The organism is Gordonia sp. 135, assembly GCF_009720185.1.
Classification (GTDB): domain Bacteria; phylum Actinomycetota; class Actinomycetes; order Mycobacteriales; family Mycobacteriaceae; genus Gordonia; species Gordonia alkanivorans.
This window is the reverse complement of sequence record NZ_CP046258.1, coordinates 128095-154051: the sequence shown is the minus strand read 5'-3', so window position 1 is coordinate 154051 and position 25957 is coordinate 128095. Positions and strand designations below refer to the sequence as shown.

The 25957-nt window shown below is 67.3% G+C and carries 23 protein-coding genes; 20 read left to right on the top strand and 3 right to left on the bottom strand.

From position 1 onward, the window contains the following. The first annotated feature begins 4 nt into the window (after positions 1 to 4). The 20 genes from GKZ92_RS23475 to GKZ92_RS23380 all read left to right on the top strand — a co-directional run bounded on the left by GKZ92_RS23475 (position 5) and on the right by GKZ92_RS23380 (position 23972). Entirely contained in the window at positions 5 to 1360 is a 1356-nt protein-coding gene (locus GKZ92_RS23475; protein ID WP_155225855.1) for a hypothetical protein, read from the top strand. 26 nt (positions 1361 to 1386) lie between these two features. Beyond that, a complete protein-coding gene (locus GKZ92_RS23470) occupies positions 1387 to 1998 on the top strand; it encodes a hypothetical protein (protein WP_155225854.1) in 612 nt (203 codons plus the stop codon). A 44-nt stretch (positions 1999 to 2042) separates the two neighbouring features. Next, entirely contained in the window at positions 2043 to 2333 is a 291-nt protein-coding gene (locus GKZ92_RS23465; RefSeq protein ID WP_155225853.1) for a hypothetical protein, read from the top strand. Between the two features lie 25 nt (positions 2334 to 2358). Beyond that, positions 2359 to 2628, top strand: a complete 270-nt coding sequence (locus GKZ92_RS23460; RefSeq protein WP_011161191.1) for a hypothetical protein — start codon at positions 2359 to 2361, stop codon at positions 2626 to 2628. Beyond that, positions 2574 to 3260 carry a hypothetical protein gene (locus GKZ92_RS23455; RefSeq protein ID WP_196222064.1) on the top strand — a complete coding sequence of 229 codons (687 nt, stop codon included), beginning with the start codon at positions 2574 to 2576 and terminating at the stop codon, positions 3258 to 3260. Before GKZ92_RS23460 ends, GKZ92_RS23455 begins: the two co-directional genes overlap by 55 nt. Positions 3261 to 3264: 4 nt before the next feature. After that, a complete protein-coding gene (locus GKZ92_RS23450; RefSeq protein ID WP_155225851.1) occupies positions 3265 to 4167 on the top strand; it encodes a hypothetical protein in 903 nt (300 codons plus the stop codon). Beyond that, on the top strand, positions 4161 to 5675 hold the full coding sequence (locus tag GKZ92_RS23445; protein WP_155225850.1) for a hypothetical protein: 1515 nt from the start codon (positions 4161 to 4163) through the stop codon (positions 5673 to 5675). The genes GKZ92_RS23450 and GKZ92_RS23445 overlap by 7 nt, the downstream gene beginning before the upstream one ends. A 40-nt stretch (positions 5676 to 5715) precedes the next feature. Beyond that, positions 5716 to 7212: an SCO6880 family protein gene (locus tag GKZ92_RS23440; RefSeq protein WP_155225849.1), complete on the top strand. Its 1497-nt coding sequence runs from the start codon at positions 5716 to 5718 to the stop codon at positions 7210 to 7212. A gap of 27 nt (positions 7213 to 7239) precedes the next feature. Further along, positions 7240 to 8298, top strand: a complete 1059-nt coding sequence (locus GKZ92_RS23435) for a hypothetical protein (protein WP_155225848.1) — start codon at positions 7240 to 7242, stop codon at positions 8296 to 8298. A 20-nt stretch (positions 8299 to 8318) separates the two neighbouring features. After that, positions 8319 to 10280: a hypothetical protein gene (locus GKZ92_RS23430; RefSeq protein ID WP_155225847.1), complete on the top strand. Its 1962-nt coding sequence runs from the start codon at positions 8319 to 8321 to the stop codon at positions 10278 to 10280. Then, complete coding sequence (locus tag GKZ92_RS23425; RefSeq protein WP_014928875.1) at positions 10277 to 10675, top strand: hypothetical protein; 399 nt, start codon at positions 10277 to 10279, stop codon at positions 10673 to 10675. Before GKZ92_RS23430 ends, GKZ92_RS23425 begins: the two co-directional genes overlap by 4 nt. Then, positions 10668 to 12692, top strand: a complete 2025-nt coding sequence (locus GKZ92_RS23980) for a transglycosylase family protein (protein ID WP_155225846.1) — start codon at positions 10668 to 10670, stop codon at positions 12690 to 12692. Before GKZ92_RS23425 ends, GKZ92_RS23980 begins: the two co-directional genes overlap by 8 nt. After that, positions 12689 to 13240: a hypothetical protein gene (locus GKZ92_RS23415; RefSeq protein ID WP_155225845.1), complete on the top strand. Its 552-nt coding sequence runs from the start codon at positions 12689 to 12691 to the stop codon at positions 13238 to 13240. Before GKZ92_RS23980 ends, GKZ92_RS23415 begins: the two co-directional genes overlap by 4 nt. A gap of 44 nt (positions 13241 to 13284) precedes the next feature. Then, positions 13285 to 13986, top strand: coding sequence for a hypothetical protein (locus GKZ92_RS23410; protein WP_155225844.1), 702 nt, complete (start codon positions 13285 to 13287; stop codon positions 13984 to 13986). Continuing rightward, entirely contained in the window at positions 13983 to 15914 is a 1932-nt protein-coding gene (locus GKZ92_RS23405) for a type IV secretory system conjugative DNA transfer family protein (RefSeq protein WP_155225843.1), read from the top strand. The genes GKZ92_RS23410 and GKZ92_RS23405 overlap by 4 nt, the downstream gene beginning before the upstream one ends. Then, complete coding sequence (locus tag GKZ92_RS23400; RefSeq protein ID WP_155225842.1) at positions 15911 to 16318, top strand: DUF4913 domain-containing protein; 408 nt, start codon at positions 15911 to 15913, stop codon at positions 16316 to 16318. The genes GKZ92_RS23405 and GKZ92_RS23400 overlap by 4 nt, the downstream gene beginning before the upstream one ends. A gap of 19 nt (positions 16319 to 16337) precedes the next feature. Then, complete coding sequence (locus GKZ92_RS23395; protein ID WP_155225841.1) at positions 16338 to 16502, top strand: hypothetical protein; 165 nt, start codon at positions 16338 to 16340, stop codon at positions 16500 to 16502. A 463-nt stretch (positions 16503 to 16965) separates the two neighbouring features. Further along, entirely contained in the window at positions 16966 to 17553 is a 588-nt protein-coding gene (locus tag GKZ92_RS23390; RefSeq protein WP_155225840.1) for a hypothetical protein, read from the top strand. A 41-nt stretch (positions 17554 to 17594) separates the two neighbouring features. Further along, the gene (locus tag GKZ92_RS23385) at positions 17595 to 23336 is read left to right on the top strand and encodes a DEAD/DEAH box helicase family protein (RefSeq protein WP_230461988.1); all 5742 of its coding nucleotides are present in this window, start codon (positions 17595 to 17597) and stop codon (positions 23334 to 23336) included. A gap of 219 nt (positions 23337 to 23555) precedes the next feature. Further along, a complete protein-coding gene (locus GKZ92_RS23380) occupies positions 23556 to 23972 on the top strand; it encodes a hypothetical protein (protein WP_155225839.1) in 417 nt (138 codons plus the stop codon). A gap of 185 nt (positions 23973 to 24157) precedes the next feature. Here GKZ92_RS23380 and GKZ92_RS23375 read toward each other — a convergent pair whose 3' ends face one another. The 3 genes from GKZ92_RS23375 to GKZ92_RS23365 all read right to left on the bottom strand — a co-directional run bounded on the left by GKZ92_RS23375 (position 24158) and on the right by GKZ92_RS23365 (position 25912). Beyond that, on the bottom strand, positions 24158 to 24436 hold the full coding sequence (locus GKZ92_RS23375) for a hypothetical protein (protein WP_155225838.1): 279 nt from the start codon (positions 24434 to 24436) through the stop codon (positions 24158 to 24160). An 81-nt stretch (positions 24437 to 24517) separates the two neighbouring features. Then, on the bottom strand, positions 24518 to 25372 hold the full coding sequence (locus GKZ92_RS23370) for a hypothetical protein (protein WP_155225837.1): 855 nt from the start codon (positions 25370 to 25372) through the stop codon (positions 24518 to 24520). Between the two features lie 33 nt (positions 25373 to 25405). Beyond that, on the bottom strand, positions 25406 to 25912 hold the full coding sequence (locus tag GKZ92_RS23365) for a hypothetical protein (protein ID WP_155225836.1): 507 nt from the start codon (positions 25910 to 25912) through the stop codon (positions 25406 to 25408). Positions 25913 to 25957: the final 45 nt, after the last annotated feature.

Genomic DNA, 25957 nt, shown 5'->3' with positions numbered 1-25957 from the left:
CCTCATGTACACCCACACCAGCACCGCAGGCGCCGAGCGTCTGTGCTTCGACACCCCACCACAACGCTCGCGTGCCGAGCGACGAGGCAGTGGAGCACCGACCGCTCCGCGGTTCGTCAGCACGCTCCTGGCCACCCTCATGGTGGGCGGATCATTGGGTGCGACACTGCTCGTCGACAACCCGGCCATAGCCTACGAACAGGGCGGTGTGGATCAGGGCGAGTCCGACAACGGGTTCGAGCAAGGCGGCGTCGGGGGTGGCGGCGAGGACACGGCACCGTCGGTCACGCCCCCGCCGCAGACCCCACCGAGCTACAACCCTGGCCCCGGCGCCGTCCCGGCGCCACCGCGGGAAGCTCCGTATCAGCCCTACGTCGCGCCGAGCTACAACGCGCCGACCTATGAGCGGGCCTACAACCCAGCGCCGCCGCGGGCCTACACCCTGCCCCGCCCGACAGCCCCAGTTCGACCGATCGCCCCGCCGCCGAAGACGTTGCGCGTGGGCAACATCCTCGTTGAGGAAGACCAACTCAAGCGGGATGCACCGTGGCTGACCGACCGGCAGCGGGTCTCGATCAACGAGTGGGCCGCGTTCGGTGAGGCGAAGATCGCTCAAGGTCTGATCAGTGTCGGTGTGCCTGAGGACGAAGCGTCGCGCCAGGCGGCGGCCACCATTATCGGTGTGGCGCTCGGTGGCACCGCGGGTGCGGTCACCCTTGGCGTGCCCGCTGCGGTGACCGGCGGTGTGGGTGGTGCGCTGATCGGTACCGGGGTGGGAGCGGCTATCGGCTCGACGATGGCGGTTCCCTTCCCCGGCGCGAACACCGTACCGGGCGCGGCGATTGGTGCTGCCGCAGGTGCGGCGCTCGGTGCCGCGGCCCTGGGTATCCCCGCGGCGATCGTCGGCGGTGTGGCCGGCGGAGCCGCCGGTGGGCTGCTAGCGCACGCCCTGGGTGCCGGTGACCCGGGTGCGAACCCACGTCAACCCGGGCTGCCCGGGCAGCGGGACCTGCCCCGGCGCGCTCCCCAGCCACAGCCCCAACCGCTGCCCAACCCCAGCGCCAACCAGTTCGAGGTGCATCTGCCCGCCGATCAGGCAACCAAGGCTGGCCTGCCGGCGGTGCACTACCAGGTCAATGTCGGTGGAGATGTCAACGCCGAAACCACGATTGGTGGACAGACCTACACCGCGAACTGGACCGCGGAGCAGGCCGAAGCTCCCTACAAGGCACTTGGCGGTGCCGCCGATCAAGTGAAAGAGACCGTCACCGACGCAGCGGTCGACCTCTCCCGGCAAGCCGAGAAGGCCGTCCCGGGTCTCAAGGTCACCTTCCCGCAGCTCACGCCGAAGGGGGCATAACAACGATGGCCGCGAGTGTGGAGACTGTGTCGGCGGCGCAGAACGCCGGATCGATTCGGGGTGCGTCGATTCTGCCGCCGAGCGCGTCGGAGATGTTGGGGCGGCGCACGACCCGGTTACCGGCGCATCTGGTGGCGGCCGTGGGCTGTCACGGCGGTGCTGGTGTGTCCACGCTCGCGGCCCAGCTCGAGCATGTCGGCGATTCCGGCCAGTTGTGGCCCGGGCGGGCCGACGAGCCACCGTTCGCGGTACTCGTTGCGCGGGAATCCGCGCACGGCCTGGCCTCAGCGTCGCTGGCCGCGCGCCAGTACGCGACGAACAATGCGCCAGCTCATGTGCAGTTGCTGGGTTTGGTGCTGGTAGCCGGGCGGAAGGGAAAGCCGACCGCCCGGCTTCGGCGCGATCGTGAATTGCTTGTCGGGTCGGGGCTTTTCGCGAACGTGTGGAACATCTCCTGGCACGACTTCCTCGTCGATACCCCGCTCAACGAGTTGCCTTCGACCGGCCCCGACCCGGCGCCGCCGGCGCGGCGGGCCGATCCGCGCACCTTCGTCGCCCCGGACATCGCCGCCGTGGGTCAGGGCCTGCGCGACGCCGCGGTCGCGGTGATGTCGGGCGACTCAGGCCCAACCCCATAGCGGCACAACTCCACAACCCTCCACCTCACGAGAAGGAAGAGATCATGCTCCAGTCCACTCTGGCCTCGGCCAAAGCCACCAGCACCTACGTGGCGTTCAACCCCGTCCCGATTCCCGGTCTCTCAGATCGGCTCAACACGTTCGGCGGGTGGGCCACCTTCCTGGCCTACTTCGCCTGTGCGGTGGCGATCGTCGTCGGTGGCGGCTTCATCGCATGGGACAAGATCACCGATCGCGGTGACAGCAAGGGCGTGAAGATCGCCATCGGCGCGATTGTCGGGACGATGGTGATCGCGACGGGCGCGACGATCCTGCAGGCCGCGGGCGGGCAGTGAGCCGTGCGGACCGAAAGCTACAGCGATGAACACCACCATGACAGTGGCCTACGCGAAACTACCCCCCGAGGTGATGAGCAACATCACGCTGATCGGCGGCTGGTTCGTGTTCGTAGCCAACATGCTCGCACTGCTACACCTGGTGTTCCTCGGCGCCTCGATCGCATTCGACAAGGTGCGCGAGCATCCTTTCTCCCAGATCCCCGCGGGGGAGTGGTTCACCAAGATCATCTTCGGGGTGTGGGTGGTCGCGATCGCCGGCAACATCGCGGCGGCGGTGCTGGTTTTCGGCTGATCGCCGAACTGATCACCCTCCTGGGCATCGTGTGCACAGTGATCACCCTGCTGACTGGGTGCGGATCAGAGCCCGACACCGTCACACCGTCGACGCCGCAACAGATTCCGCTGACCGCGTCGCCCACCGATCTGCGGTGGGTGGAGTTCAACGGGATGAGCCTTCCCCAAGCCGCCGAAGGCCCCCACGAGATATCCGATGTCATCGCCCCGGGAGGGTTCGACCGCACCCCACCGGGAGCTGGGTTGGCCGCGGTCAATGCCATCGTGCGTCTGTCGGTCGCGCTCGACGATCAGTGGCCCCAGGTCGTCCGTGAACTCCTCGCGCCGGGACAAGCGCGAGATGACTTCATCACCAACCGCATTCAGCTGTCGACCACGTCCGGTGTGCCGGCGGGTCAAGCCCCGCAGGTGCAGGGCTGGAAATTGACCGCATTCACCCCCGACAAGGCGTCCGTCGACATCTACACCCGGATGCCGGACGGGTCGATGACGGTCAACCACACCACGGTCGTGTGGGTACCGGCGTTCGGTGACTGGCGACTGCTGCTGCCCGACGCGGCGGCGGGTGCCTCACCGGTGGACGCGATCTCGGCCACGCCGACCGACATGGTCGCACTGACAGGAGCGTAACCCCATGAGCACCCCCGATCCTCGCGACGACGACCTCGGCCGACTCGCGGCGCTGCACTCACTGCGTCAGTCCGGCGGCTACAAAGGCACCACTCTGGTGCTGTCGCTGCTGGTGTTGACCATCGTCATCGGCATGGCCGTGCTGGTCGCCATCCGCGGCGACGGTGACGATTCGTCGACACCGCCGCCACAGGTCACCGCCACGGACACACCGACGTCGGGTACGCCGCAAACCCCGGTCACCCGGCTGCCCAACGACGCGTTCGGGGTGCCCACCACCGACACCCGCGGCCGGCGGGTGGAAACCCCGACCAACCCGCTCGGCCAGGTCCTCCCCCAGACCACCGATCCCTCCGACACCGATGAGCCTGAGGCTGTGCTCCCACCGCCACGGGGGTTGATGTGGCAGCGCGTGTACGGCGCGACGATCCCGTTCTCCACCTCCGACGGCCCGACCGCGATCAGGACAGACGGGGTACCCACCGGCTTTGCCCACACCCCGCAGGGCGCGGCACTGGCCGCCTGGCAGATCGGCCAGCGCGCCACCTGGGCACCCGATGACCAGAACGTCGCCCTGCTCGATCGCGCGGCCGTGGTCTCCGAGGCCGCCCGTCCCGAGGCCGACAACCTCCGCACCAACGGCGCGCAAATCTATGCCGGTAACCCTGAGTTGCCCGCGCAGATGCGGGATGTACCGGTCGCGGTCCGCGTCACCACCTACTCCACCGACTTCGCCCACGTCGAATTCGCCCAACCTCTCAGCCGCGACGACGGCTTCACCGCCATCTCGGTCGGCGTCGACATGGTCTGGCGCGACGGTCAATGGAAATGGGTGGTCCCCGAACCCGGCAACGAACCGAGCCGCCTGCTCACCTCGACCACCGGAGATGGGTGGACCCCATGGTGAACCACCACAACGACTCTCGCCTCCGAGAATCGCGGTCCCGCCGACTGCGGCATCTGCGCGCTCACCTGACTGGCCGACGCACCCACGCCGCGGTCGTGGTGGCGCTGATCGCCGCGACGGTGTCCTCGTGGGCCGGTGCCGGCAGGGCCGCAGCGAACCCGCTGTGCGACGCCCTGGGACCGTTGACCCGCACCGTCTGCGGCGCCGCAGGCAACGCCGCCAGCAATGTGGCCGGCAGCGTGGTCGGCGGGACGTTCGAAAAGATCGTCAACTCGTTGCTCGAGGGCTACCAGACCGTCCTCACGTGGGCGATGGCGTGGTGGATCAAACTGCCAAACCCACAGTTGGACAACAAATCCTCCCTCATGCAGGAAGTGCACGACCACACCCTGCAAATCCAGATCGTGGGCCTGACGTTCTCGCTGATGTTCTTCGGCCTGCGGATGATGATCGACCGCAAACGCTCCCTGGCCGATGACGCCGAAGAGGGCTTCAAACTGATCTTCCGCTCGGCGATGGCCACCGCCGCGATCCCGCTGGCACTGACCGTGGGCGGCCGCATCGCCGACGGCATCTCCAACTGGCTGGTCAGCGAATCAGTGACCGCCGGCGGCGGCAACGGCGACGTCATCAAGAACTTCCTCAAACTCAACCTGCTGACCAACTCCGCGCTGGGTACCACCGCCATCGGCATCTTCGCCCTCGTCGGATTCCTCGGCGCCTTCCTGCAGTTGGCGTTGCTGGTGGTGCGCGAGGCGATGCTGCTGCTGGTCGTCGCCGCACTCCCGGTGGCCGCCGCATTCTCCGGCACCGGCCCCGGGTCACAGAGCTACCAGCGGCTCGTCGCCTGGTCGGTGGCATTCCTGCTGTTCAAACCCGTTGGCGCGCTGACCTACTTCGTGGCGTTTCGCGCCGGAGCCTCCAAAGACAACGCCCAACAGGTGGTCCTGGGCATGGTGCTGATGATGCTGTGCGCGTTCGTGTTACCCGCGCTCATGCGCCTGATCGCCCCCGCAGTGGCAAGCATGGGCGGCGGCGGATCAGGTGCCGCAGCGGCCGGCGCGGCCATCGGTGCAGGCGTCGCGGCGGGCAAGGTCGCGGCCGCGGCCGCCTCGGGCGGGGCGACCGCCGGGGCCAGCGGCGGCGCGAGCGCGGGCGGCATGTCCTCGATCGCCGGTCGCGGCGGCGGCGGCCCCTCCGGCGGTATCTCCACGGCATCGGCACCCTCACCACCACCGCCATCAGGTGGCGGCGGACCCGGCGCCCAACCCGCCCTCTCCGGCGGCCAGGGCGGACAGGCCAGCTCCGGCGGCGGGGGAGGAGGCGGCGGCGGTCCCACCTCCGGGCTCGGCGACGCGATGGGTTCGGCCGGCGGACTCGCCGGGGCAGCCATGCAAACCGTCAGCGACAGCGTCGAATCCGAAGTCGAATCCACCAGCTCCGACCCGTCACTGAGCAGCCCACCGCCGATGCGCTCGGGCTGGAACGAACACGCCATGGCGCACTAGCCCACCGACCCATCTTCTCTGACTGTCGAAAGAGGTTGTCATGACCGACAAAGCCGGCACCCGCCGACTGCTGTACCGCCCGGCCGCGGCGTTCCGGTCCTCCGGCGCGTTCGGGTTCACCATGTTCTCGACGATGGTGCTGCTCGGGTTCCTGTTCATCGCCGTCGTCGGCCTGATGCTGCCGCTACCCGGGATCATCAAGTTCTTCGGGCTGCCGTTCACCCTGGCAGTGCTGTTCGTGCCGCTGGTCGTGTCGCTACGCGGCCGCTCAGCCTGGGAGCTGGGCATGGGTGCACGCTCGGTGTCGAAGGCCCGCCGTGCCGGTGAGACCCTGGTGCGGTCCGGGCCGTTCACGAAGATCCCCGACGGCACCCCACCACCGGGACCGCTGGCCACCGCCGAGACGTTCAACTTCTCACCCGGCGATGGATCGGCACCATTCGGCCTGATCAAGTTGTCGTCGAAGAACTTCTACACCCTCGTGTTGCGGACCTGGCCCCAGGGCGGGGAGTGGAATGACCAGCCCGTGCGGGACCGCTGGGTCGCCCGCCTCGGCGACATGCTCACCTTCCTCGGCCAATCACCGGACTTCGTGGCCGCCACGGTCACCATGGAAACCCTGCCCGAGTCGGGGATGCGGGCCTCCAGCATCGTGCGGTCGCGACTTAAGGACACAGCACCGGCGCTGGCCCGCAAGATCATCATCGAAGCCACCGAAGCGGTACCGACCGCCGAAGTGCGCCTGGAAGCGCGGATCGGATTGACCTGGCGCGCAGACACCATGCACCGCAAACGCGACGCCACCGACATGGGCAACGAGGTGGCGCGACGTCTCGGACGGATTCGGGACTACTGCCACGCCGCCGGCCTGCGGGTACGGCCGATGCTCGAACGCGAAATCTGCGCGATCGCCCGCCGCAGTTTCTCCCCGGCCGACGAACTCGACCTCGAGATCGGTCTGATGAGCGGTGAACCGATGCGCCTGCGGTGGGAAGACTGCGGACCCACCTCGGCCTCAGACCAACACGGCCGCCTGCTTCACGATGCGGCGCAGTCGATGTCGTGGACGATGCGCAACGAACCCGAGGCGCCGTTCGACTCCAACGTGCTCGCTGATCTGCTGTCCCCGAACAGCGACGTACCGCGCAAACGAGTCACCTTCATCTACCAGCCGTACACCCCGGCCCAAGCCACCACCATCGTCAACAAGGACCACAACGATGCCCGCCAGGCCGTGCGCACCCACGTCGGCAAGCTGCCCGAACGCGCGCTGGTGCGCCTGGACAGCGCCGAAGGTGCCCGCCAGGAACAGGCCCGCGGCGCAGGCGTGACCCGGGTGTCGATGATCGTCACCGCCACCTGCCCCATCGGCGCTGACACCCAGAAGATCGACACCCTCGTCACCGATCTGGGCCTCTCTGCGGCCACCCCACTCGAACCGGCCCGCGACGAACAACTCGTCACCTTCTGCGCCGGACTGGGTTTCGGTGTCGTGCTCTCCGAAGAGAGCACCGTCTCCGACAAGCTCGCCGCCTAACCCGAGACAGAAAGGACCACCCCGCCAATGCCGACGCTCCCGGCCCTGACCTCGCTGCTCCAACGCTCACGCGCCCGCCTGTCCACCTCGGCGGCATCCCTGCCCCAAATCAACACCGTCCTGTCGATCACCGAACACCGCTCGGCCGGTGGCCACGACTACGGCCTGATCCGGGCACACGCCACCGGCCACTACACGGTGATCCTCGCCGCGACCGGCGCGACACTGCGCGACTGGCAACAACTGTGCGACTACACCCACATCGACTTCGGCGCCGACGCCTGGGATGTCGTCGCGGTCACCGCAGTCGCCGACCACTTCCCCCGCACCGACACCGCCCACCGGCAATGGATGGTCCCCGAGGGCCATCACCACCTCGACGTCGCTGACCTCGCCACCGACACCTATCTCGCGGTGACCTTCGTCGCGGCCACCTCGGCAATGAAGACCACTCCCGACGAGATGGCCGTGGAGGTGGGCCGGCGCCTGCACACGCTGATCGGGTCCCTGCACGCCGCCGGGCTGGACACCACGCCGCTGACCGCAGCGCAGGTCGCCGCGGTCGGGGTGCGGGCCTACCGCGGCGGCCTGGTCGAGGACACCTCGCCCGCATTCGCCGACATCGCACCGGACTCGACACCACACCGGGTGCGCGATGTGTTCTGCCACAACGACCTACTGTCGGCGACATGGGTGATCGCCCCACACGTGCTCGAACCGCCCCACGCGATGGGTTCGGTACTGGCCCAGCTGCTCGAGCGTGACCCGACCACCCCGCGCACCCGGCTGGCGATCACCTGGCGAGCGACCCGGATCGCCGACACCATTCACCCCGATGACCCGATCCGCCTCACCTTCGAGCCCGCTCTGCAGCGCTTCGGCGCCACGCTGACGATCACCGAGCCGCGTCCCCGCACGCCGTCGGTCGACGCTCTACGAACCCGGTTGCCGCTGTTCGCCCGCCTCGGCGTGCGCAACGGCTACGACCGCCACGCCGAACTGTTCGCCGCCGGAATCGGGCTGGGGGTGCTGCTGCCCGAACACGGCGACATCACCGACGAAGCCCTGCGCCACCGCCACCGCTAACCGATTGCGAGACGCCCACCATGACCGTCACCGACCTCCGTACAGCCACCACCGCCACCACCGATGGCGACACCACGCCGTCGACGTTGCACCTCAATGCCGGTGCGGCCTCGGCCACCCGGCCGAGCACCAAAGAACGCTCGACCAAGCCGACCACGTTCTACGACGACGACACCCGCGAGGACCTGCTCGACACCGCCCGCAGCGGTGGAGTCAACGGCTACCTCGCCCGCCAGAAACTCGACAACGACGCCCGCCGCCGGGAACGCCACGAAGCCGCCATCGCCCGGCCAATCCAGTTCGACGTGCCCACTCTGATCCGCACCAACCGGGGCTACGACGGGCGTGGCGGCGGCCGCGTCGCCCACGTGCGCCGCCCCAACGAACTGCGCGGCACCACCGCGCACGTGCCCGGGTTCTATCCGTTCCCCATCGGCGCCTCAGCCCCCCTGGACGGCGCGCCCGTCGGCTCACACCTCGACACCGGACAACCCGTCGGGTTCGACCAGATCGGCTGGTTCGAAGCCGGACAGATCACCGCACCGTCAGCGATGGTGTTCGGCCTCAACGGGTTCGGCAAAAGCACCCTCAACCGGCGCATCGTCTGCCACGACCTGGCGACCGGGGTCCGGCCGTTCATCATGGGCGATCACCGCCCCGACTTCGTCAACATGATGCGCCAGATGGTCCTCCACGACGACAACGGCCGGGTGCAGTACCGCGAGGACGGCATCACCCCGGTCACCCCACAGGTCACCAGCGTCGGATTCGACTCGCCGATGAATCCGCTGGCGGTGGGCACCTTCGGCAACCTCATCGCCCGATTGCCCACCGCCGCACGCCAACTCGCCGAACGCGAAATGCGGGCCCGCCAGGTCACCGCCGCCACCGGCCTGCTCGAGATCAGCTCCGGCCGCCCGATCGCTCCGCACGAGGAGACCCTGCTGACCACCGCGTTGCGGGTGCTCTACGGCACGGCCAACGAGTTCACCCTGACCAATGCGCCCCTGCCCGGCGATGTGCTCACCCTGCTGCGTCAGGTCCCGCAAACCCTCATCGACGCCACCGCCCGCGACGCCGACACCAATCCCGAACTGCGCCGCGCCCACCAGGACCTCCTCGATGCCTCCGGCGCCCTGGGGCGTCGACCCCATGACGCGATCGCCGTCGACCGCTACCTGCTGCTGACCGAGAACCTGCGCCAGTCGCTCGACCAGCTGGTGTCGGGGCAGTTCGGCGAGATCTTCAACGCCCCCACCAAAGAGCCCATCGACATCGACGCCCTCGGGGTGTGCGTGGACATGTCCCGGCTCCCGGCCAACGCCCGCAAGCTGCGCGCCGCAGTACTCCTGGCGTGCTGGTCGGACGGATTCTCCGCCGTCGAAGCCTCGCACCTGCTCTCCGATCACGGCCTGCAAGAGCCCCGCAACTACGACCTGGTGTGCGACGAGTTCTCGCTGGTACTCGGTGTCGGCAACGGCATCGTGTGGCGCGTCGACGAAGTCACCCGCGTCCAGCGCGAACAGGGCACCGGCAGCCTGTTCACCACCCACACCGTCAAGGACCTCCAGGCGTTCGACTCGATGGAAGATCGCCAGCGCGCCATGGGCTTTCTCGACCGCGCCCGGGTCAAGGTGTGCTTCCCGCTGCCCGAGGACGAAGCCTCGCTGATGGAGGGCAAGGTCAACCTCAACGAGAAAGAAGCCGCCACCCTCGCCGAGTGGGCCACCACCCCCCGCGGCATCGACGACCCGGTCGTCTCCGAGATCAGCGAAACCGACTGGGCCGACGGGGTCCGCGCGACCGGCACCGAAACCAACACCGTACCGCCAGGTATGGGCAAGTTCCTGATCAAAGAGGGTGAGCAGCCCGGCATCCCGGTGCAGATGCGGTTGACCGCCACCGAGCGCGCCACCGAGATGCACAACACCAACAAGCGCTTCAACCGCGGCCGCGGCGCCAAATCCGGATCCGCGGCATGAGCACCGACAGCGACCCGGGGGTGGCCACCCCGATCGACCCGCAACCCAGTGCCTGGGAACAGGTGCAGGACTGGGTGGTCGAACCCAACCCTCGCCGCACCGCCCACTCCGAGGAAGTCCGGCGACTGGCCGTGCGCGCCGTGGCTGAGCTGCTGGCTCGCACATCGCTGTCGCTGACCGCCGCGGCCGCCGACGTCGCCGCCAACATCGGCGCCGGCACCAACAGCGTCATGCGGTGGTGCCGGGCAGCCGGGGTCGGCCGCGACGTCACCGCCCGCGACCGCGAATGGGCCACCCGCCTCGACGTCATGCGCTCGATGAACAAGGCCCTCACCGAGCACGTCCGCGACCTCGACACCACCACCGCCGACTATCGGGGTCTGCCTCGTGGGTGAGGGCAACGCCTCCAAACTGCTGGTGCCGCTGCTGGCACTGGTCATGGGGTTCTTCGCCTCGTGCACGGTCATCATCTCCGTGGCCGGCGACGACGACTCCTGCTTGCCGCTGACCAGCGGCATCGACCAACCCGCCGACGCCACCCTCTCACCCGGCGCCAAGGTCAAGCCGATGAAAGTCAAGGACTTTCAGATCACCTCCGGCTACGGCCCACGCGACGGGGCGATGCACGAAGGCATCGACCTGGCCGGGGCACTCGGCGCACCGATCTATGCCGCCGCCGACGGCACCGTCACCGCCGCCGGGACCGCCTCCGGGTTCGGGCACTGGATCGTACTCACCCACAACATCAACGGACACGTGTGGTCCACGGTCTACGGGCACATGTTCGCCGACGGCGTGCTGGTCAAAGCCGGCCAGAAAGTCACCGCCGGACAACACATCGCCAAACTCGGCAACGACGGCCAATCCACCGGCCCGCACCTGCATTTCGAGGTCTGGGATGGCGGGCACCGCGACTTCACCGGCGGCCACTCAGTCGACCCAGCCGGATGGGTCTCCACCAGCCCCGAACCCGGCGCCGCCCCCGCCGGACGAGCGCCCGCCCAACCAGGCGGCCCGCGGGTACTCACCGCACCCCGAGTCCTGCCCGCCGCCGACGTGGTCACCGCCGCCGACTGGGACGCCGTGGCCAAGCACGAATCCGGCGGCAACTGGAAGATCAACACCGGCAACGGCTACTACGGCGGGCTGCAGTTCGCAGCGTCGACCTGGACCGGCGCCGGCGGCGCGCAGTACGCCCCGACCGCCGACAAAGCCACCCGCGAACAGCAAATGGAAGTCGCCAACCGCGTCCTGGGTTCCCAAGGCTGGGGCGCCTGGCCGACCACCTCCAAGACCGCCGGGGTCACCGGCAAGAAACCCGCACCCGCAGGCACCTTCCTCAACGCCGCCGCAGTGCCACCGCCCGCGGGCGCCCCCAGCGGCCCGCCCGCACCATCCGGGCCGTCGGGCCCGCTGCCGCCGCTGCCGAAGTCCAAGGGCTCCGAAGCGCACTTCCAGGTCGACACCATCCGCCTCGCCCGCGCGATCGCCGCCAAGTTCCCCCAAATCCAGACCATCGGCGGCTGGCGCGCCGACGGCGGCGGCTACAACGACCACCCGTCCGGCCGCGCCGTCGACGTCATGATCCCCAACTACACCTCCGCACAAGGGATCGCGCTCGGCAACGCCGTCAACAAATACATCCTCGACAACAAGAAACACTTCAAGCTCGAGTACACGATCTGGCGCCAGACCTACTACCCGGCCGTCGGCAAGTCCAACATCATGAACGACCGCGGCGACCCCACCCAGAACCACTTCGACCACGTCCACGCCACCGTCGAAGGCCACGGCATGCCCCGCGGCGGGGAGGTCTACACCGCACCCGGGGTCACCGGCGGGATCGGCGCCGACGAGAGCGCCGACTGCGGCCCGGTCGACGGCCAGCACGGCGGGGGAGTCGACAACCTCGCCGCCGGGCGGGTCCCACCAGCCTACGAGCCGTGGTTCCGCAAAGCCGGACTGCTCTGCCCGCAGATCAGCTCAGCGTTCCTCGGCGGAATCGGCAAGCAAGAGACCGGATTCAACGCCTCCCTGGTGTCCCCGGCAGGCGCGAAGGGGCCGATGCAATTCATGGACTACACCTACCCGTCCTGGGCCAAAGACGACGACGGCAACGGCCGCGCCTCGGCCACCGACATCGGTGACGCCGTCATGGCCGCCGGTCGATTCTCGTGCGCCAACGCCAAACAGATCGACGCCGCGATCGCCGCCGGGCGAGTGAAAGAACCCGCCGAAGGCCGCGAAATTCTCTACGCCTACGCCTACAACGCCGGAGTCGGCGCGGTACTCAATGCCGGCGGAACACCCACCGGCGGCGACTACGACACCCAAACCCGCCCGTACGGCCAGAAAGTCATCGCCTACGCCAAACAGTTCGCCGATCAAGGACTTCCGGAGAAAAACCGATGAACCACCACCGTCGCCACCACCACCTCCTGGCCGTCATCGCGATCGTGCTGATCGCCGCACTGGCCGGATGCTCCGGCACCGACGACACCACCGAACACGCACACGGCCACGATGACCACGGCGAGCACTACAGCAGCCCGCCCGGCCTGCCCGATCGCGCCGAACCGATCGGGGTGTTCACCACCACGGTCACCACCATGTTCAGTTGGCAACCCGCCACCGACACCTCACCCACCGACGCGCTGCGCCGCACCCGCGCCACCCTCACCGGCCAGGCACTGGCATCCGCGGACAGCCCCGCCACAGTGCGGCCCAGCGCCCAGTGGGGCGCCTGGAAGCAATCCCTCGACGTCATCACCGCCCGCGTCGACAACGCCTCGGCAGTGCTGATCTCACCGCAGAAGGCCAGTGCGCACGGCACCGTCACCCAAACCGTGCTCGGCATCGACGCCACGGTGACCTCCTACCGAAAGTTCACCGTCACCGCCGAACTCGTCCGCATCGACGGCCACTGGAAAGTGGCCACCTACCCCCGCGCCGACACCTGACCCACCGACCTCCCAACACCGCCCCTCGAAGGAAGGCACGCACCATGCTCGACCCCCACAACGTCACCCAGGACAACAGCCGCGAAGTCGACGACATCTTCGACGAAATCCGCACGATCATGCGTCACTCCCGCCGCCGCGCCGACGAAGCCCTGCGTGAGGTCCGCAACCAGCAGCACAAGCGACGTGCCCGGCAGACCCGCGCCCAGCAACGGCTGAACTCCGCGCGCGCCACCGACGCCCGCCCGCCCCGCTACACCGACACCAGTGCCGAACGCCACCCGCTGACACCGGATCTGATGGCGCGCTGGGCCGGAGCGCACGCCGCAGCCGACCTGGCCCACGAAGCCGCCGCCGAGGCCGCCCGCGGCAGTGACACCGCCCGGGAAGCCCAGACCAAAGCCACCGTGCAGCGCGCCGAGCAATGGGCGCAAGCCTGGGATGAGCGGCTACGTGAGGCCGGCGTCGACCCCGACACCATCTCCGGTCGCGACCGCGACCAGGAACTCGGCCAGGTCGCCGACACCGACCTACTCGAGGAAGTGTCGACCGCAGCCGCGAACTATGCCATCGACGTCGACGACGCCGCGTCAGCGGGCGGGCACCGGTCGACGAGTGAACTCATCGCCGACACCGAACCCGCCCCCGAAGCCGCGTTGATCGCCGCCGGCGACAGCGACTGGCAGATCACCCCGGCCGCCGACGTCGGCGCCAGCGTCTCCCTCGCCACCGGAGCCCAGCCGTGAGCACCACCCATCGCCGCGACCGCGGCCAACACGAATCCATGGTCGGCTACTACCTCGCCGCAGTCCTGTTCGCGCTGCTGGCGATCGTCTACGCGTGCTGGCGGGCAGGGTGCTGGCTCACCGGTCAGCCCGGCCCAGTGCTGATCAACCCGGCCACCGCCGCCGTCGACGGCACATTCCAGTGGCCGGTGGCCTCCACCGTGCTCCTCGTGGTCGCGGTCATCGCCGCCGCCGTAGTGACCGTCATCGTGGGACGTCACCGCGCCGCCACCGCCGTGCTACGCGAGTTCGACCAGGTGGCACAGTTCCTTCCCCGGCCCCGAGAACTGCACGCCATCACCGCCCGCGACGCCAAGCACTCCGCGCAGCGCCTGCGTGGCCGCGACGCCATCACCGGGCACCTCGACTACGGACTCTCGCTCGGATCGCTGATCGGATCAGGAAAGTCCGCGCTCTACATGAGCTGGGAATGGGTCGGACTCATCATCGGCGGACCCCGATCAGGCAAGACCACCGGCTACGCCATACCCATGATCTGCCAGGCACCCGGAGCCGTGTTCGCCACCTCCAACAAACCCGACATCTACGACGCCACCCGCTGGGTGCGCGACCGCAACGACCTCACCACCCACGCCGCCAAGGCCGACACCACCCGACAAGGGCTGCGCGCGGTGTGGGCGTATCGCACCCAGCGGCACGAACCCCCACGCACCCGCGGCACCATCTGGCTCTCAGACCTCCAGCACATCGCCGGCACCCAAGGCCAACAATGGTGGTGGGACCCGCTGTGGTGCGTGCACGAACTCTCCGACGCCCGCGAGCTCGCCGCGATCTTCGCCGGAGCCGAAACCGCCGAAGGATCACGCCTGGACGCCTACTTCGACGGTGGCGCCAAAGAACTGCTAGCCCTGCACATCCTGGCTGCATCGGTCGGTGGGGGAGACCTCAAACACGTCGACGGCTGGCTCACCGATCCCACACTCAAAGTCGCCCGCCAGGTCTTGACTCGCCACGGCCACCACGACGCCGCAGCCAAGATCGACACCGCCGCCAACCTCAATCCTCGCCAGCAAGACGGCCTCTACGACATGGCGCGCCGATTCATCAACGTCATGACCGTGCCCGCCTACGCCCGATCAGTCCTGCCGCCCCAACGGGTGCGGTTCGACGGCGACAACACCGTCGGCGACAACGACATCCGCCACAACCTGCCCAAGTTCGATCCGGAAGCGTTCGTCACCTCCACCGACACCATGTACGCCCTGTCGATGGAAGGCGCCGGCGCGGCCACCGCACTGACCACCGCCCTGGCCGACACCATCTTCAAAGCCGCCGTCGCCCAAGCACGACGCAACGGCGGACGGCTGCCGGTGCCGGTCGTGGCGGTGCTCGACGAGGCCGCCAACGTGTGCAAACTGCCCGAACTGCCCGACTGGTACTCCCACTTCGGCAGCCAGGGCATCGTCATCGTCACCATGCTGCAATCGCTGGCCCAGGCCGCGAAAGTGTGGTCCAAAGACAAACTCGACATGCTCGTCGACTCCTCGAACGTCTACATCTACGCCGGATCATCGAACAACGAGTCCTACCTGTCCGGCCTGAGCCGCATGATCGGCCAACGCGACGTCCGCCGCCGCAGCCGCTCGCACTCCAGCTCCGGCCTGGGATCGACCAGCACCAGCGAATCATGGTCCAGCGAACCCATTCTCGGCATCGACGACCTCAAAGCACTACCCGCCGAACGCGCTGTGCTGGCCACCTCCGGTAACCGCACCGTCGTCACCACCAAGAACTCCTACTGGCTCGGCCCCTACGCCGAACTGATCGACGCCTCCAAGAAGGCCTGCGGGACCGAACGCGCAGCCCAGCAAGCAGCCCTAGCCGCCACACCTCAACCCGCCGCCACCCGCGAAAGGACCTCCCGATGACCACCCCCGACACCGACACCCCCAACGACGACCCCCGCGCGCACTGGCGGTTCACTTCCGGCGCCGACTGGTTCACCAACTGGCTCAGCCACATCAAGGCCGGACGTTTCGACCGCGACACCCGCTGGTGTACGCAGTGGTGGCGCCACGACGAAGTCGTCATCCGCCTCGAGGAGCTGTGGAAGGCCTGGGAGACTGCCCGCCTGAGCGAGGACCCCGCCGCCCTGTCGTCGTGGTGGACCGCCCACCTCGACGTCCACTGGCGAGCACTCACCGCGGGCAACGGGCCGCTCTATCTGTGCACACCCGACAAGCACACCAACACCGCGACACTCACCGACACCTGCACCCCACCACCGCCGGGATGGTTCGACCCACCCATCGACCACACCACCGCCGCATAACGCCTGAGAGAGCCATGTCATGCCACCACTGATCCATATAGCGCTCGCCGGGTGCTTCGTGCTGCTGGTGGTCCTGACCATCACCGGGGCCATCGTCGTCACCAAAGCCACACTGCGCCAACGCCGCCCGCCCTCCTCGCACCACCACGGACCTGACCAGGACGGAACACACCATGACGACTAACCGACGCCCACACATCAATGCCCCCGAAGGAGGCCAGTCGTGATCGCCATTTCTCTCGCGCCGTTTCCGCCGAGCAGCCCGGTCGCCAACCACACCACCCACGTACGAATCACCACGAATCCCGCACCGCTGGTCGAGTGCCCTCATGCCTGAACCAGGCGACGGCGAGGACCCGCCGTGAGAAGACTCAGGCCCTGACAGGTGCTGGACACACCTGCCAGGGCACTGATCGGCCAGAGATCGAGCCTCTGACCAGTGAGAAACGATAACCACCCCCGCGAGGACCGGCGTTGGCCGGGCCGGGCGGACCTCACTTTGGTAGGAGCTCGACGCATGGCGCGTAACGCCACCCCTGACGACAACACCCCCAATCTGTTCGATCTGCTCGCCGACACCGACCCATCGAGGCAGCGGATGTCGGCACCGCAGAGCACTATGGATACCCACACCGAGGAGGACACCGATGTTTCACGATCTGCGCACGGCACTGACCGAGCGGTACGCCCAGGAACTGACGCAGATGGACCGCACGGAGTTCGAGGACTTCCTGACCGCCGAAGCGACCCGGCTGGAAGCCGAGATCGCTCAGACGCAGTCACAGACGGAGCTGGCGGCGATCGCGGCGTGGAAGAACGAGCACGGGGGCAACGACCCGGACGTGCTGACGACGCAGCGGCTATATCAGCAGGCCCGGTACGCGGCGGAGGAGACGGTGCTGGCGACACTCTGGGAGGGAATGAGCAGTCCCGAGGACGACGACGATCCGCTGGACGACGAGCCGAACCCGGACACGATGACCGGGATGCAGCGGTGGCTGACACCGTGGGCGATCGAAGCGACCCGCGAAACCGAACAACTGACCGAGCAGGTGTGGCCGAATCAGACACCGCGGTTTCAGGTGTGGGCCGAGCAACTGCTGCAAGCACGCCTGACCGACCGACTCCCGGTGCCCGACGGGCCGGAACATCCGCTGGTTCCGGAACTGACCGCGATGGTGGACGCAGCGCTGGCCGATCAGGCTCGCGCCGACGCCGAGCGCGCGCAGAGGTAGTCGACGACGGCCAGGGACTGCTGTTCGAGTCGCTGGACGATTTGCGGATCCCGACTGACCCGGCCGTCGTCGACCCGGGCGGCACGCCGCTGCCACCGAAGGCCGGCGACGCGCTGCCGCAGGTCCCGCAGTCCGAGACCGGGCTGCCACTGACGGCGTGGGCGAGCACCCGTGTCGCCCCGGCACGACGCCCGGACGGCTCGGTGGTCTATATCAAGGCCGACCATGTGGTGGCCGGCCTCGAACCCGACACCTCGTCCGAACCCGACAACGCGATCGAACCCGCACCGCAGGAGGAACCTGCCGCGGGCGTTGCGGTCGTCGACGACGACACCACCCCGGCGGCGATCGAGGTGGGGCCTGCGACCCGGTTCACCCATCCGGGGACGGTGCTGGTGCCGTCCGGGGCGAAAGCCCGCGCCCAGGCCAACATCGCCGCACTCGAGGTCCTCACCGACACCGCCCGCACCGGACGCCCGGCGACCGCGGCCGAGCACGAGGTCTTGGCGCGGTGGTCGGGGTGGGGTGCCGCGGCCGACATCTTCGACGAGTCCAAGTCGGAGTGGACGACCGAACGCGAGCAGCTGCGCGCCCTGCTGGATTCCGAGCAGTGGCGCCAAGCGAAGGCCTCCACGCTCAATGCTCACTACACCGATCCCGCGATCGCCCAAGCGATGTGGTCGGCGATGACACGCGCCGGTTTCGACGACGGGCTGGTGCTCGAACCTGGTTGCGGCAGCGGCACGTTCATCGGATTGGCGCCGCCCGGTGCGCAGATGGTGGGTGTGGAGCTCGACCCGACGACCGCTCAGATCGCCCATCTGCTCTACCCCGACGCCCAAGTGCGGTTGGAGGGCTTCGAGACCACCCGCGTCCCGGACGGATCGTTCGCCGCGGTGATCGGCAATGTGCCCTTCGGTGGGTTCACGGTGCACGACCCGATCCACAACCCCGCCCGCCACCGCATCCACAACCACTTCCTCCTCAAGTCGCTCAACCTCACCGCCCCCGGCGGATACGTCATGGCGATCACCAGCGCCGGGACTTTGGATGCGGCCTCGGACAAAGCCCGCCGCGACATGCACGCCGTCGCCGACCTCGTCGGCGCGGTGCGGTTGCCGTCGACGGCGTTCGAACGGGTCGCCGGCACCCAGGTCGTCACCGACGTCCTGGTGTTCCGTCGCCGCGAACCCGACGCCGCCGCGCCTGCGGATGCCGACTGGCTGCATTCCGACCTCGTTGCTCTCGCCGACCGGACCGGCGAGACCACCGAGATCGGCGTGAACCGCTACTTCACCACCCATACGGAACACGTGCTGGGCACGATGCGTGTCGATCGCGGCCTCTACCGCGACGGGATGCTCGTCGTGGCCGCCGAACCCGGCGGCGATGTCGCCGCCGACCTCGACGACCGGCTGACCGGCATCGTCGACGCCGCCCTGCAACGCGGCGACGGGCTGTTCCTCGCCGACGACACCGCCACGGCCGGAATAGAGTTCACCGCCGGCGCCCTCGACACCGACGCCCTCTATGGCGAGGACATTCCGATCGGGCACGTCAGCTATGACGAGATCTCCGGGGTGTTCTCGCGGCGCGGGATCGGCGGCGAGGAACCGATCAAGGTGCCCGCCACCCGTGCCACCGAGACCCGGCACCTGTTGCGGCTGCGGGATCTGTTCGCGGCCACGATCGCTGCCCAACGCACCCAGAGCAGCCGCGCCGAGCGGGATGCGCTGCGCGCGGACCTCAACGAGGTCTACGACGCCTACCTGAACACCTACGGGCCGGTGAACCGGGCGAAGCTGGTGGGCGGCAAGGAACGCACCGCCGAGCAGGCCGCCAAGAAGTTCGCTGAACTCGAAGCCAAGTGGCGGGCCGCGCACCGCGATGCCGACGGCGCCGCCTATCCCGGGCCGCTGCCTGACGATGTGGCCGCCGACCTCGATGAGAAGGCGTGGCAGGTCAGCGCACCCTCGCGACGCCAGACCCATCTCGAGGCGGTCCGTGCCGATCCGGGAATGGCTGGTGTGCTGGCGTTGGAGCGCTATGACGAGGAGACCGGCACCGTGAGCAAGACCGCGGTGTTCTCCCGCGACGTCGTCATGGCGCCGGTCCCGGTCTCGCGCGCCGACACCCCCGCCGAAGCGGTCGCGATCAGTCTCGGGGAACGCGGCCGGGTCGATCTCGACCGCGTCGCCGAACTCCTCGGCCAGCCCGCCGAGCAGGCACGCGAGTCGATCCGCGGTCTGGTCTACGCCGACCCGGACATGCCCGAGGACCTGGTGCCCGCGGCCACCGCGCTGTCGGGCAACGTGCGCGCCAAACACGCTCGCGCCGCCGAAGCCGCCCGCAACGACCCCGGGAACCGGGATTGGACGGAACTAACACAAGCACTGGCGCAGGTGATCCCGGCCGATAAGCAGCCCTCCCAGATCGGGTCGGTCAAACTCGGGCCGACCTGGATCGAGCCGCGTGACTACGAGGCGTTCGTGCGCGAGACCTTTGGCGCCGCCAGCGTGCGGGTGTCACGCGCTGCGGGTAGTTGGGGGGTCGAAGTGCCACCATTCGAACGCAACAGCACGGTGATGCGCACCGAGTACGGCGCCGACAATGCCGACCTCGACAAAGCGCTCGATGCGGTTGACCTCACCGAGATGCTGCTCAACCAGCGCTCGATCGTGGTCAAGAATTCGGGGCGGGCGCAGGACGACGGTGCACCGGAAGTTGATGCCCAAGCCACCATCCTCGCCCAGGTCCAAGCGGAGAAGATCACCACCGAGTTCCGGTCGTGGCTGTGGTCGGATGATGAGCGCCGCGACCGGCTGGTCGCCGAGTGGAATCGCCGCTTCAACACCTGGGTCCGGCCCGAACACGACGGGTCCCGGCTGGTGCTGCCCGGGTTGTCCCCGGTGTTTGAGCCGCACCCCTACCAACGTGATGCGGTGGCACGCATTCTCGCCGAGCCGACGGTGCTGCTCGATCACGTCGTCGGCGCCGGCAAGACCGGCACGATGTTCATGTCGGCGATGGAACTCAAACGCCGCGGCCTGGTCAATCAGCCGTGGATTGTGGTACCCACCCACCTCATCGAGCAGTTCGGCCGCGAAGTGAAGATGTGGTACCCCGCGGCCAACGTTCTCGTGGGACGCAAAGGCATGTCGGCCGAGGACCGCCGCGTGTTCGCTGCGCAGACCGCGACCAGCGACTGGGACATGGTCATCATCCCGGCGTCGGTGTTCGAGGCGATCCGGGTACACCCCCAACGTCGCGTCGACTACATCGCCGGCCAGCTCGCCGACCTCGACGCCGAACTGTCCGCAGGGGCAGGCGAAATGACCCACGCGACGGTCAAGAAGATCGAACGGGCGAAGAAACAGCTCCAGAAGCGTCTCGACGCCGCGACCGATCAGGCCAAGAAGGACCACGGGGTGTTGTTCGAAGACACCGGCGGGGACTATCTGTTCGTCGACGAGGCCCACGAGTACAAGAACAAGGGCCGCCAGTGCGCCATCGACTCGCTGTCGCTGACCGGGTCGAACAAGGCCGAGGACCTGTCGATGAAACTGGACTACCTGCGTGAACGTCGCCAGCATCAGGCGGCCGCGGCCGGGCGGGTCATCGCCCCGGGCGCTGAGCGGGTCGCGACGTTCGCCACCGGCACCCCGATCGCCAACTCACTGGCCGAGTCGTGGGTGATGCAGCAGTATCTGCGCCCCGATGTGCTGGAGGTGGCTGGGGTCCGCTCGATCACCGACTGGGCGGCGTCGTTCACCGCGACCCGCTCGGAGACGATCCCCAACGCCACCGGCACCAAACTGCGTGTCGTGTCGAAGGTGTCGGCGTTCGCCAACCCCAAGGAAATGTTCGCCATGGCCGCTCAGTACACCGACGTCGTTGTCCGTGAACAAGTCCCGGCCAATCTACCGATCCATGACGGGCGGCAGATCGTCACCAGCACACCCGGTCAGGAACGACAGGACTTCATCGCCGATCTGGACTATCGGGCCGACCATCTCGACCCACGCCGCGCTGACATTGACAACGTGCTGAAGATCCTCAACGACGGCCGCAACGTCGCTCTCGACCCGGTGCTGGCCAACCTCGAACCGGATCCGGGAAACACCCGCGCCGATGCGGTGGCCGAACAGGTCGCCCGCATCTACCACGCCACCGCCGACAACGAGTACCTCACCGAGGAAGGGGAGCGGTCCCCGATCCGCGGGGCATTGCAGCTGGTGTTCTGCGACCGCGGCACCCCGCGACCCGACGGTCCGTCGGTGTACTCCAACCTCAAAGACCTTCTCGTGGAGCAGTACAACGTGCCCGCGGAGAAGATCGCGTTCATCCACGACGCGAAATCGCCGTCGCAGAAACTGGCGTTGCAGGCCGACTGTCGAGCCGGTCGGATCGCGGTGCTGGTCGGGTCGACCTCGAAGATGGGTACCGGCATGAACGTCCAGGGGCGCCTGATCGGTCTGCACCACATGGACGTGCCGTGGCGGCCGGCTGATCTTGAGCAACGAGAAGGCCGGATCATCCGCCAGGGCAACCAGAATCCGCGGATCGAGATTCTGAACTACGTCACCGCAGGCACCACCGACACCGTCATGTGGTCGAAAGTCGAATCCAAGGCTGCGTTCATCGAGCAGGCCAAACGCGGGCAGCTCGACGACGTCGCCGAGGTCGACGACATCGCCGATGACTCACTGTCTGAGGCTGCTGCGGCGACCAAAGCCGCCGCGACCGGTGATGAACGGTTCCTTGAAATGGCCACCCTGGAAGACGAGGTGAAAAGCCTGTCCGCACTGGCCAGCGCCCACGCGGACTCCCGCTCCCACGCCCGCCGGGTCGTGGCCGCCGCAGACCGGGCCATCCCACGGCTGGAGGGCAGCATCGACAAACTCGACGTTCTGCTGGCCGGTCATCAGGAGTGGATCGACGCTGGTAAGCAGTTCGTCGTCACCGGGGCCCGTCCTCTATCGAAGCGTCCGGAGCGGTCCGAGACGCTGCTGTCGCGGGTGACCGCGGTCTACCACGAGCTCAAAGGTGCCGGCATGAAGCAGTCCATGCCGATCGCGTCGATACCGTCAGGGCTTGCGGCGCACGCCTCGCGCGAGTTCGCCCAGGACAAGATCCACGTGTGGCTCGACTGCCCGGGGCGACCCGGGTTTACTCTCGACGCCTCCCAAGTGTTCACCTCCACCGAGCGGCGCACCGCCACGGCGTCCGGGCTCGCCACCCGTCTGGAGAACCTGTACACCGGCCTCGACGACACCCGCGCTCAACTGGTCGCCGACATCGCCAGCTACCGCCGCGAAGTCGAGGTCAACGCCCCGCGTATCGACGCACCGTTCACCCGAGCGGATGAGTTGCAGACCAAACAGGTCCGGCTGCGACAACTGAGGATGGAGATCGAACGGGCCCAACAATCCGAGGAAGCCGTCGCCGCCCGCCAAGCTGCCGAAGAACGGATGCGTAGTGCCGGTCGTGAACCCGGCTGGAGTCTGGAACTCAACCCGACACCGGTCATGGTCGAAGAAGCCGGACTCGACCATGCCGCCGACTACATCGCCGTGATGAAACGCTCCCACCAACACCAAGCGGAGCTCTACCAGGCAGAAAAAGACACCACCACAGCAGAACCGGGAATCGGAACACTGCTCGCCGACACCCGACCCCCACCAGAAGCAGAACGCACAGAGAACACCGGATCGCAGCCCTCGCCACCCGACCCACTCGATAACGGGCCACAGCCCCAACGCGACCCGGACCTGGACCTGTGAGTGCAGCAGTGACGTTCACCGCGCTCAGACGGAGGCGATGGCAAGATCACCTGGCCCCCAGCACAAGCCCACCCCGCGGCGGTGACCCACCGGACAGGCGTGGCTCGCCACGCACGACCAGCGTCGCCGGCCACGCCTGTCCCGGGTTCGTGATAGAAGCGAACCGCCAAACCCGCGCACCCATCACCAGCAACCGACACCGAAACAGGACGTGACTTCATGCCTTTGCAAACGGCTCGACTCTCCACCGCCGTCAAGACCATCGTCGCCGGACTTCTCATCACCGCCGGCCTCGCCACTGGTCTCGGCCCCGGTAGTGGGCAAGCGCAAGCGAAGATCGACGACGGCCGATACAAGTTCCAGCTGGTCATGTACGGCGTCATCCCCTACCCGGAATCCAACGCGCGAGTGATCGGCAACCGACTCTTCCAAGACATCTACGGCGTCGGGCCGTGGAATGCCACCAACAGCCACATCACCCAGACCCGCAACGGCGGCATCATCTCGATCGCTGGCGACCCAGTCGCGCACTGGTACTCCCGCATCGAACTACGCAAAACACCACACGGCTACAAAGGTGTTTTGCTCGCCGGCGGCGTCCCCACCGGCGACGTCTACCTACGTAGAGTCCGCTGACGCTGACCACACAAAGGGTCGCGCAGCAATTGCCTGTGCGACCCTTTGTCGTTCGGTGCGATCGGGCGGACCGGCTTTGTCGGGCGGGCGGTGCTGGCCAGTCCTCCGGCACAGGCCGCGAGACCGTCGCCCGGATCACGACTTAGACCGCTCGCACCTGCGCTCAGACGTCGTATCCGGAGCCTCTATGTGGCGCCGTGTCCGGCTGTGAATCGTTGGTGCGGGGCGACAACGCGGTCGACGCGGAAGTGACGGGCGCAGATTCGGGCCGGGCTTCCGTGACGCCATGCCGCCGCGCGGAGCAAGTCTTCGATGGCTCGGAACGCTGGGAGGGCCTGACGGCGAGCTACTTCGGCCCGCGCACGGGTGAGGGCGGCGGCTGCGCCGTCCCGATCGTCGACGGCGATGGTGTGGCGGCGGGTGAGGGTGTCCAGGTGCGCGGTGAGTTGGTCGGCGACCAGCACCGGCAACCTTGCCGGGTGTGGCGTTTCGGGTCGAGGCGCCCGCAATGATGTGTCGCTCGGCCCGCGACTTGAACCGACAACTCAGTTCGCTTCCGGCTTCCAGTTAGTGACGTCGCCAACGTAGTCGTCATCCTCGGGCTCGAAGGTGCCCATAATAATATTGCTCACATACTCGCCGTCAGCGCTCTCGAACTCTAGGAAGACCCGCTGATACATGTCACCTTTAGCGGTTTTGAGTTGCACAAGCTGCATTGCGCCACCGTCTATCTTGAAAGTATCGCTGAAGCTGCCAGAAGTGAACACTCCACTCGCAGCAACAATGACCCACGATTCGATGATCGGAAGCCCTTCATCGATCTCCGCTAATAGCTTTTTCTCAGCCGCGCTACCCGGGTACACAATACCCGAGACAGCATTACGCGCCTCCGACTTATCGGTTGCGGTAGTGACCGTGTAAAGGTCGATAATTTGGGCATTAACTATCGCTTGCGCACGTGACAGATTGGGATCGCTGATATCATCCTCGTCAGGCAGTACTGTTCCGTACAATCCATCGAGTGTCTCATCTACTTTTACAGATGATTGATCCCGATGTTCGAACAGATACGCGAGAGACTCGTTAAGGCTCTCCCGGTACTGCCCGGGGCCAACGGCTCGAGTCGTCGTGAGACTTCCACCCCCGTCTGGATCATCCGATGTAGCCCCTTCCCCATGCTCCTCCTCCAGAAGGTCCTCGGCGACAATCTTTCCTGCCCCCGCTCCGATCAGACCGGCGACTTGGAGCATCGCGAAGTAGCCGCCGACGAGCACGACGACTGCGGCGACCGAGACGATGATGAGGTTCTTCGCGGTCCAGAAGTTCTTGCGGGGCGGTCCCGCTGGGGGAAACTGTGAGGGCGGCCGTGGGCCGTTGATATTGTGCGGGTTGTCGTTCATGGCAAGTAGAGCTCCAGATCAGTGCGATAGAGGTCAGACGGAAGACGGATCTCTGACTATTGCTCGGAATTGATGCCCGGTTAGAAAGCTCCCATGGGTATTGCATACAATCGAATCGGTTAAAGCCGAATTGCTGGTCAACGCTAATCCGCGGTTGAGAGAACAATCTGTATCGTAATTCCGGAAGCGAACGGTGCCGCCATTAACCCATTTTGAATATTCTTCATGCACTGACTCCAACGCGGTCCGCATGAAATCGATGGCCGGCGTGCAGTCTGGTCCATCCGACGAACCATCTCCGAGGTCCCAGAGATACTTATCGTTCTGTTCGTCCGCTGGAAGGTCTGGTATGTAATAAAGCATGGTGCCGCAGAAATCGCCGTCGCCGCCATTTTGCTCAAACGCTTTTGATGGTTGAGATTCAACGGTGACTGCTCCGTTGGAGTCCAGGTTCTCGAACCAGGATTCTGGACCGTCTGCGCTACACGCGGCGAGAAGGAGACAGGCCGCGATGGCAGCCGAGGGAAGAGGCGGTCTCATAGTTTTCCTTATAGTGATGCGGACGCATGCCCGAGCTTCTATCAG

Coding starts and splice junctions, on each gene's coding strand:
- GKZ92_RS23475 (WP_155225855.1), top strand. CDS start 5: ATGTACACCCACACCAGCACCGCAGGCGCCGAGCGTCTGTGCTTCGAC.
- GKZ92_RS23465 (WP_155225853.1), top strand. CDS start 2,043: ATGCTCCAGTCCACTCTGGCCTCGGCCAAAGCCACCAGCACCTACGTG.
- GKZ92_RS23460 (WP_011161191.1), top strand. CDS start 2,359: ATGAACACCACCATGACAGTGGCCTACGCGAAACTACCCCCCGAGGTG.
- GKZ92_RS23450 (WP_155225851.1), top strand. CDS start 3,265: ATGAGCACCCCCGATCCTCGCGACGACGACCTCGGCCGACTCGCGGCG.
- GKZ92_RS23445 (WP_155225850.1), top strand. CDS start 4,161: ATGGTGAACCACCACAACGACTCTCGCCTCCGAGAATCGCGGTCCCGC.
- GKZ92_RS23440 (WP_155225849.1), top strand. CDS start 5,716: ATGACCGACAAAGCCGGCACCCGCCGACTGCTGTACCGCCCGGCCGCG.
- GKZ92_RS23435 (WP_155225848.1), top strand. CDS start 7,240: ATGCCGACGCTCCCGGCCCTGACCTCGCTGCTCCAACGCTCACGCGCC.
- GKZ92_RS23430 (WP_155225847.1), top strand. CDS start 8,319: ATGACCGTCACCGACCTCCGTACAGCCACCACCGCCACCACCGATGGC.
- GKZ92_RS23425 (WP_014928875.1), top strand. CDS start 10,277: ATGAGCACCGACAGCGACCCGGGGGTGGCCACCCCGATCGACCCGCAA.
- GKZ92_RS23415 (WP_155225845.1), top strand. CDS start 12,689: ATGAACCACCACCGTCGCCACCACCACCTCCTGGCCGTCATCGCGATC.
- GKZ92_RS23410 (WP_155225844.1), top strand. CDS start 13,285: ATGCTCGACCCCCACAACGTCACCCAGGACAACAGCCGCGAAGTCGAC.
- GKZ92_RS23400 (WP_155225842.1), top strand. CDS start 15,911: ATGACCACCCCCGACACCGACACCCCCAACGACGACCCCCGCGCGCAC.
- GKZ92_RS23395 (WP_155225841.1), top strand. CDS start 16,338: ATGCCACCACTGATCCATATAGCGCTCGCCGGGTGCTTCGTGCTGCTG.
- GKZ92_RS23390 (WP_155225840.1), top strand. CDS start 16,966: ATGTTTCACGATCTGCGCACGGCACTGACCGAGCGGTACGCCCAGGAA.
- GKZ92_RS23380 (WP_155225839.1), top strand. CDS start 23,556: ATGCCTTTGCAAACGGCTCGACTCTCCACCGCCGTCAAGACCATCGTC.
- GKZ92_RS23370 (WP_155225837.1), bottom strand. CDS start 25,372: ATGAACGACAACCCGCACAATATCAACGGCCCACGGCCGCCCTCACAG.
- GKZ92_RS23365 (WP_155225836.1), bottom strand. CDS start 25,912: ATGAGACCGCCTCTTCCCTCGGCTGCCATCGCGGCCTGTCTCCTTCTC.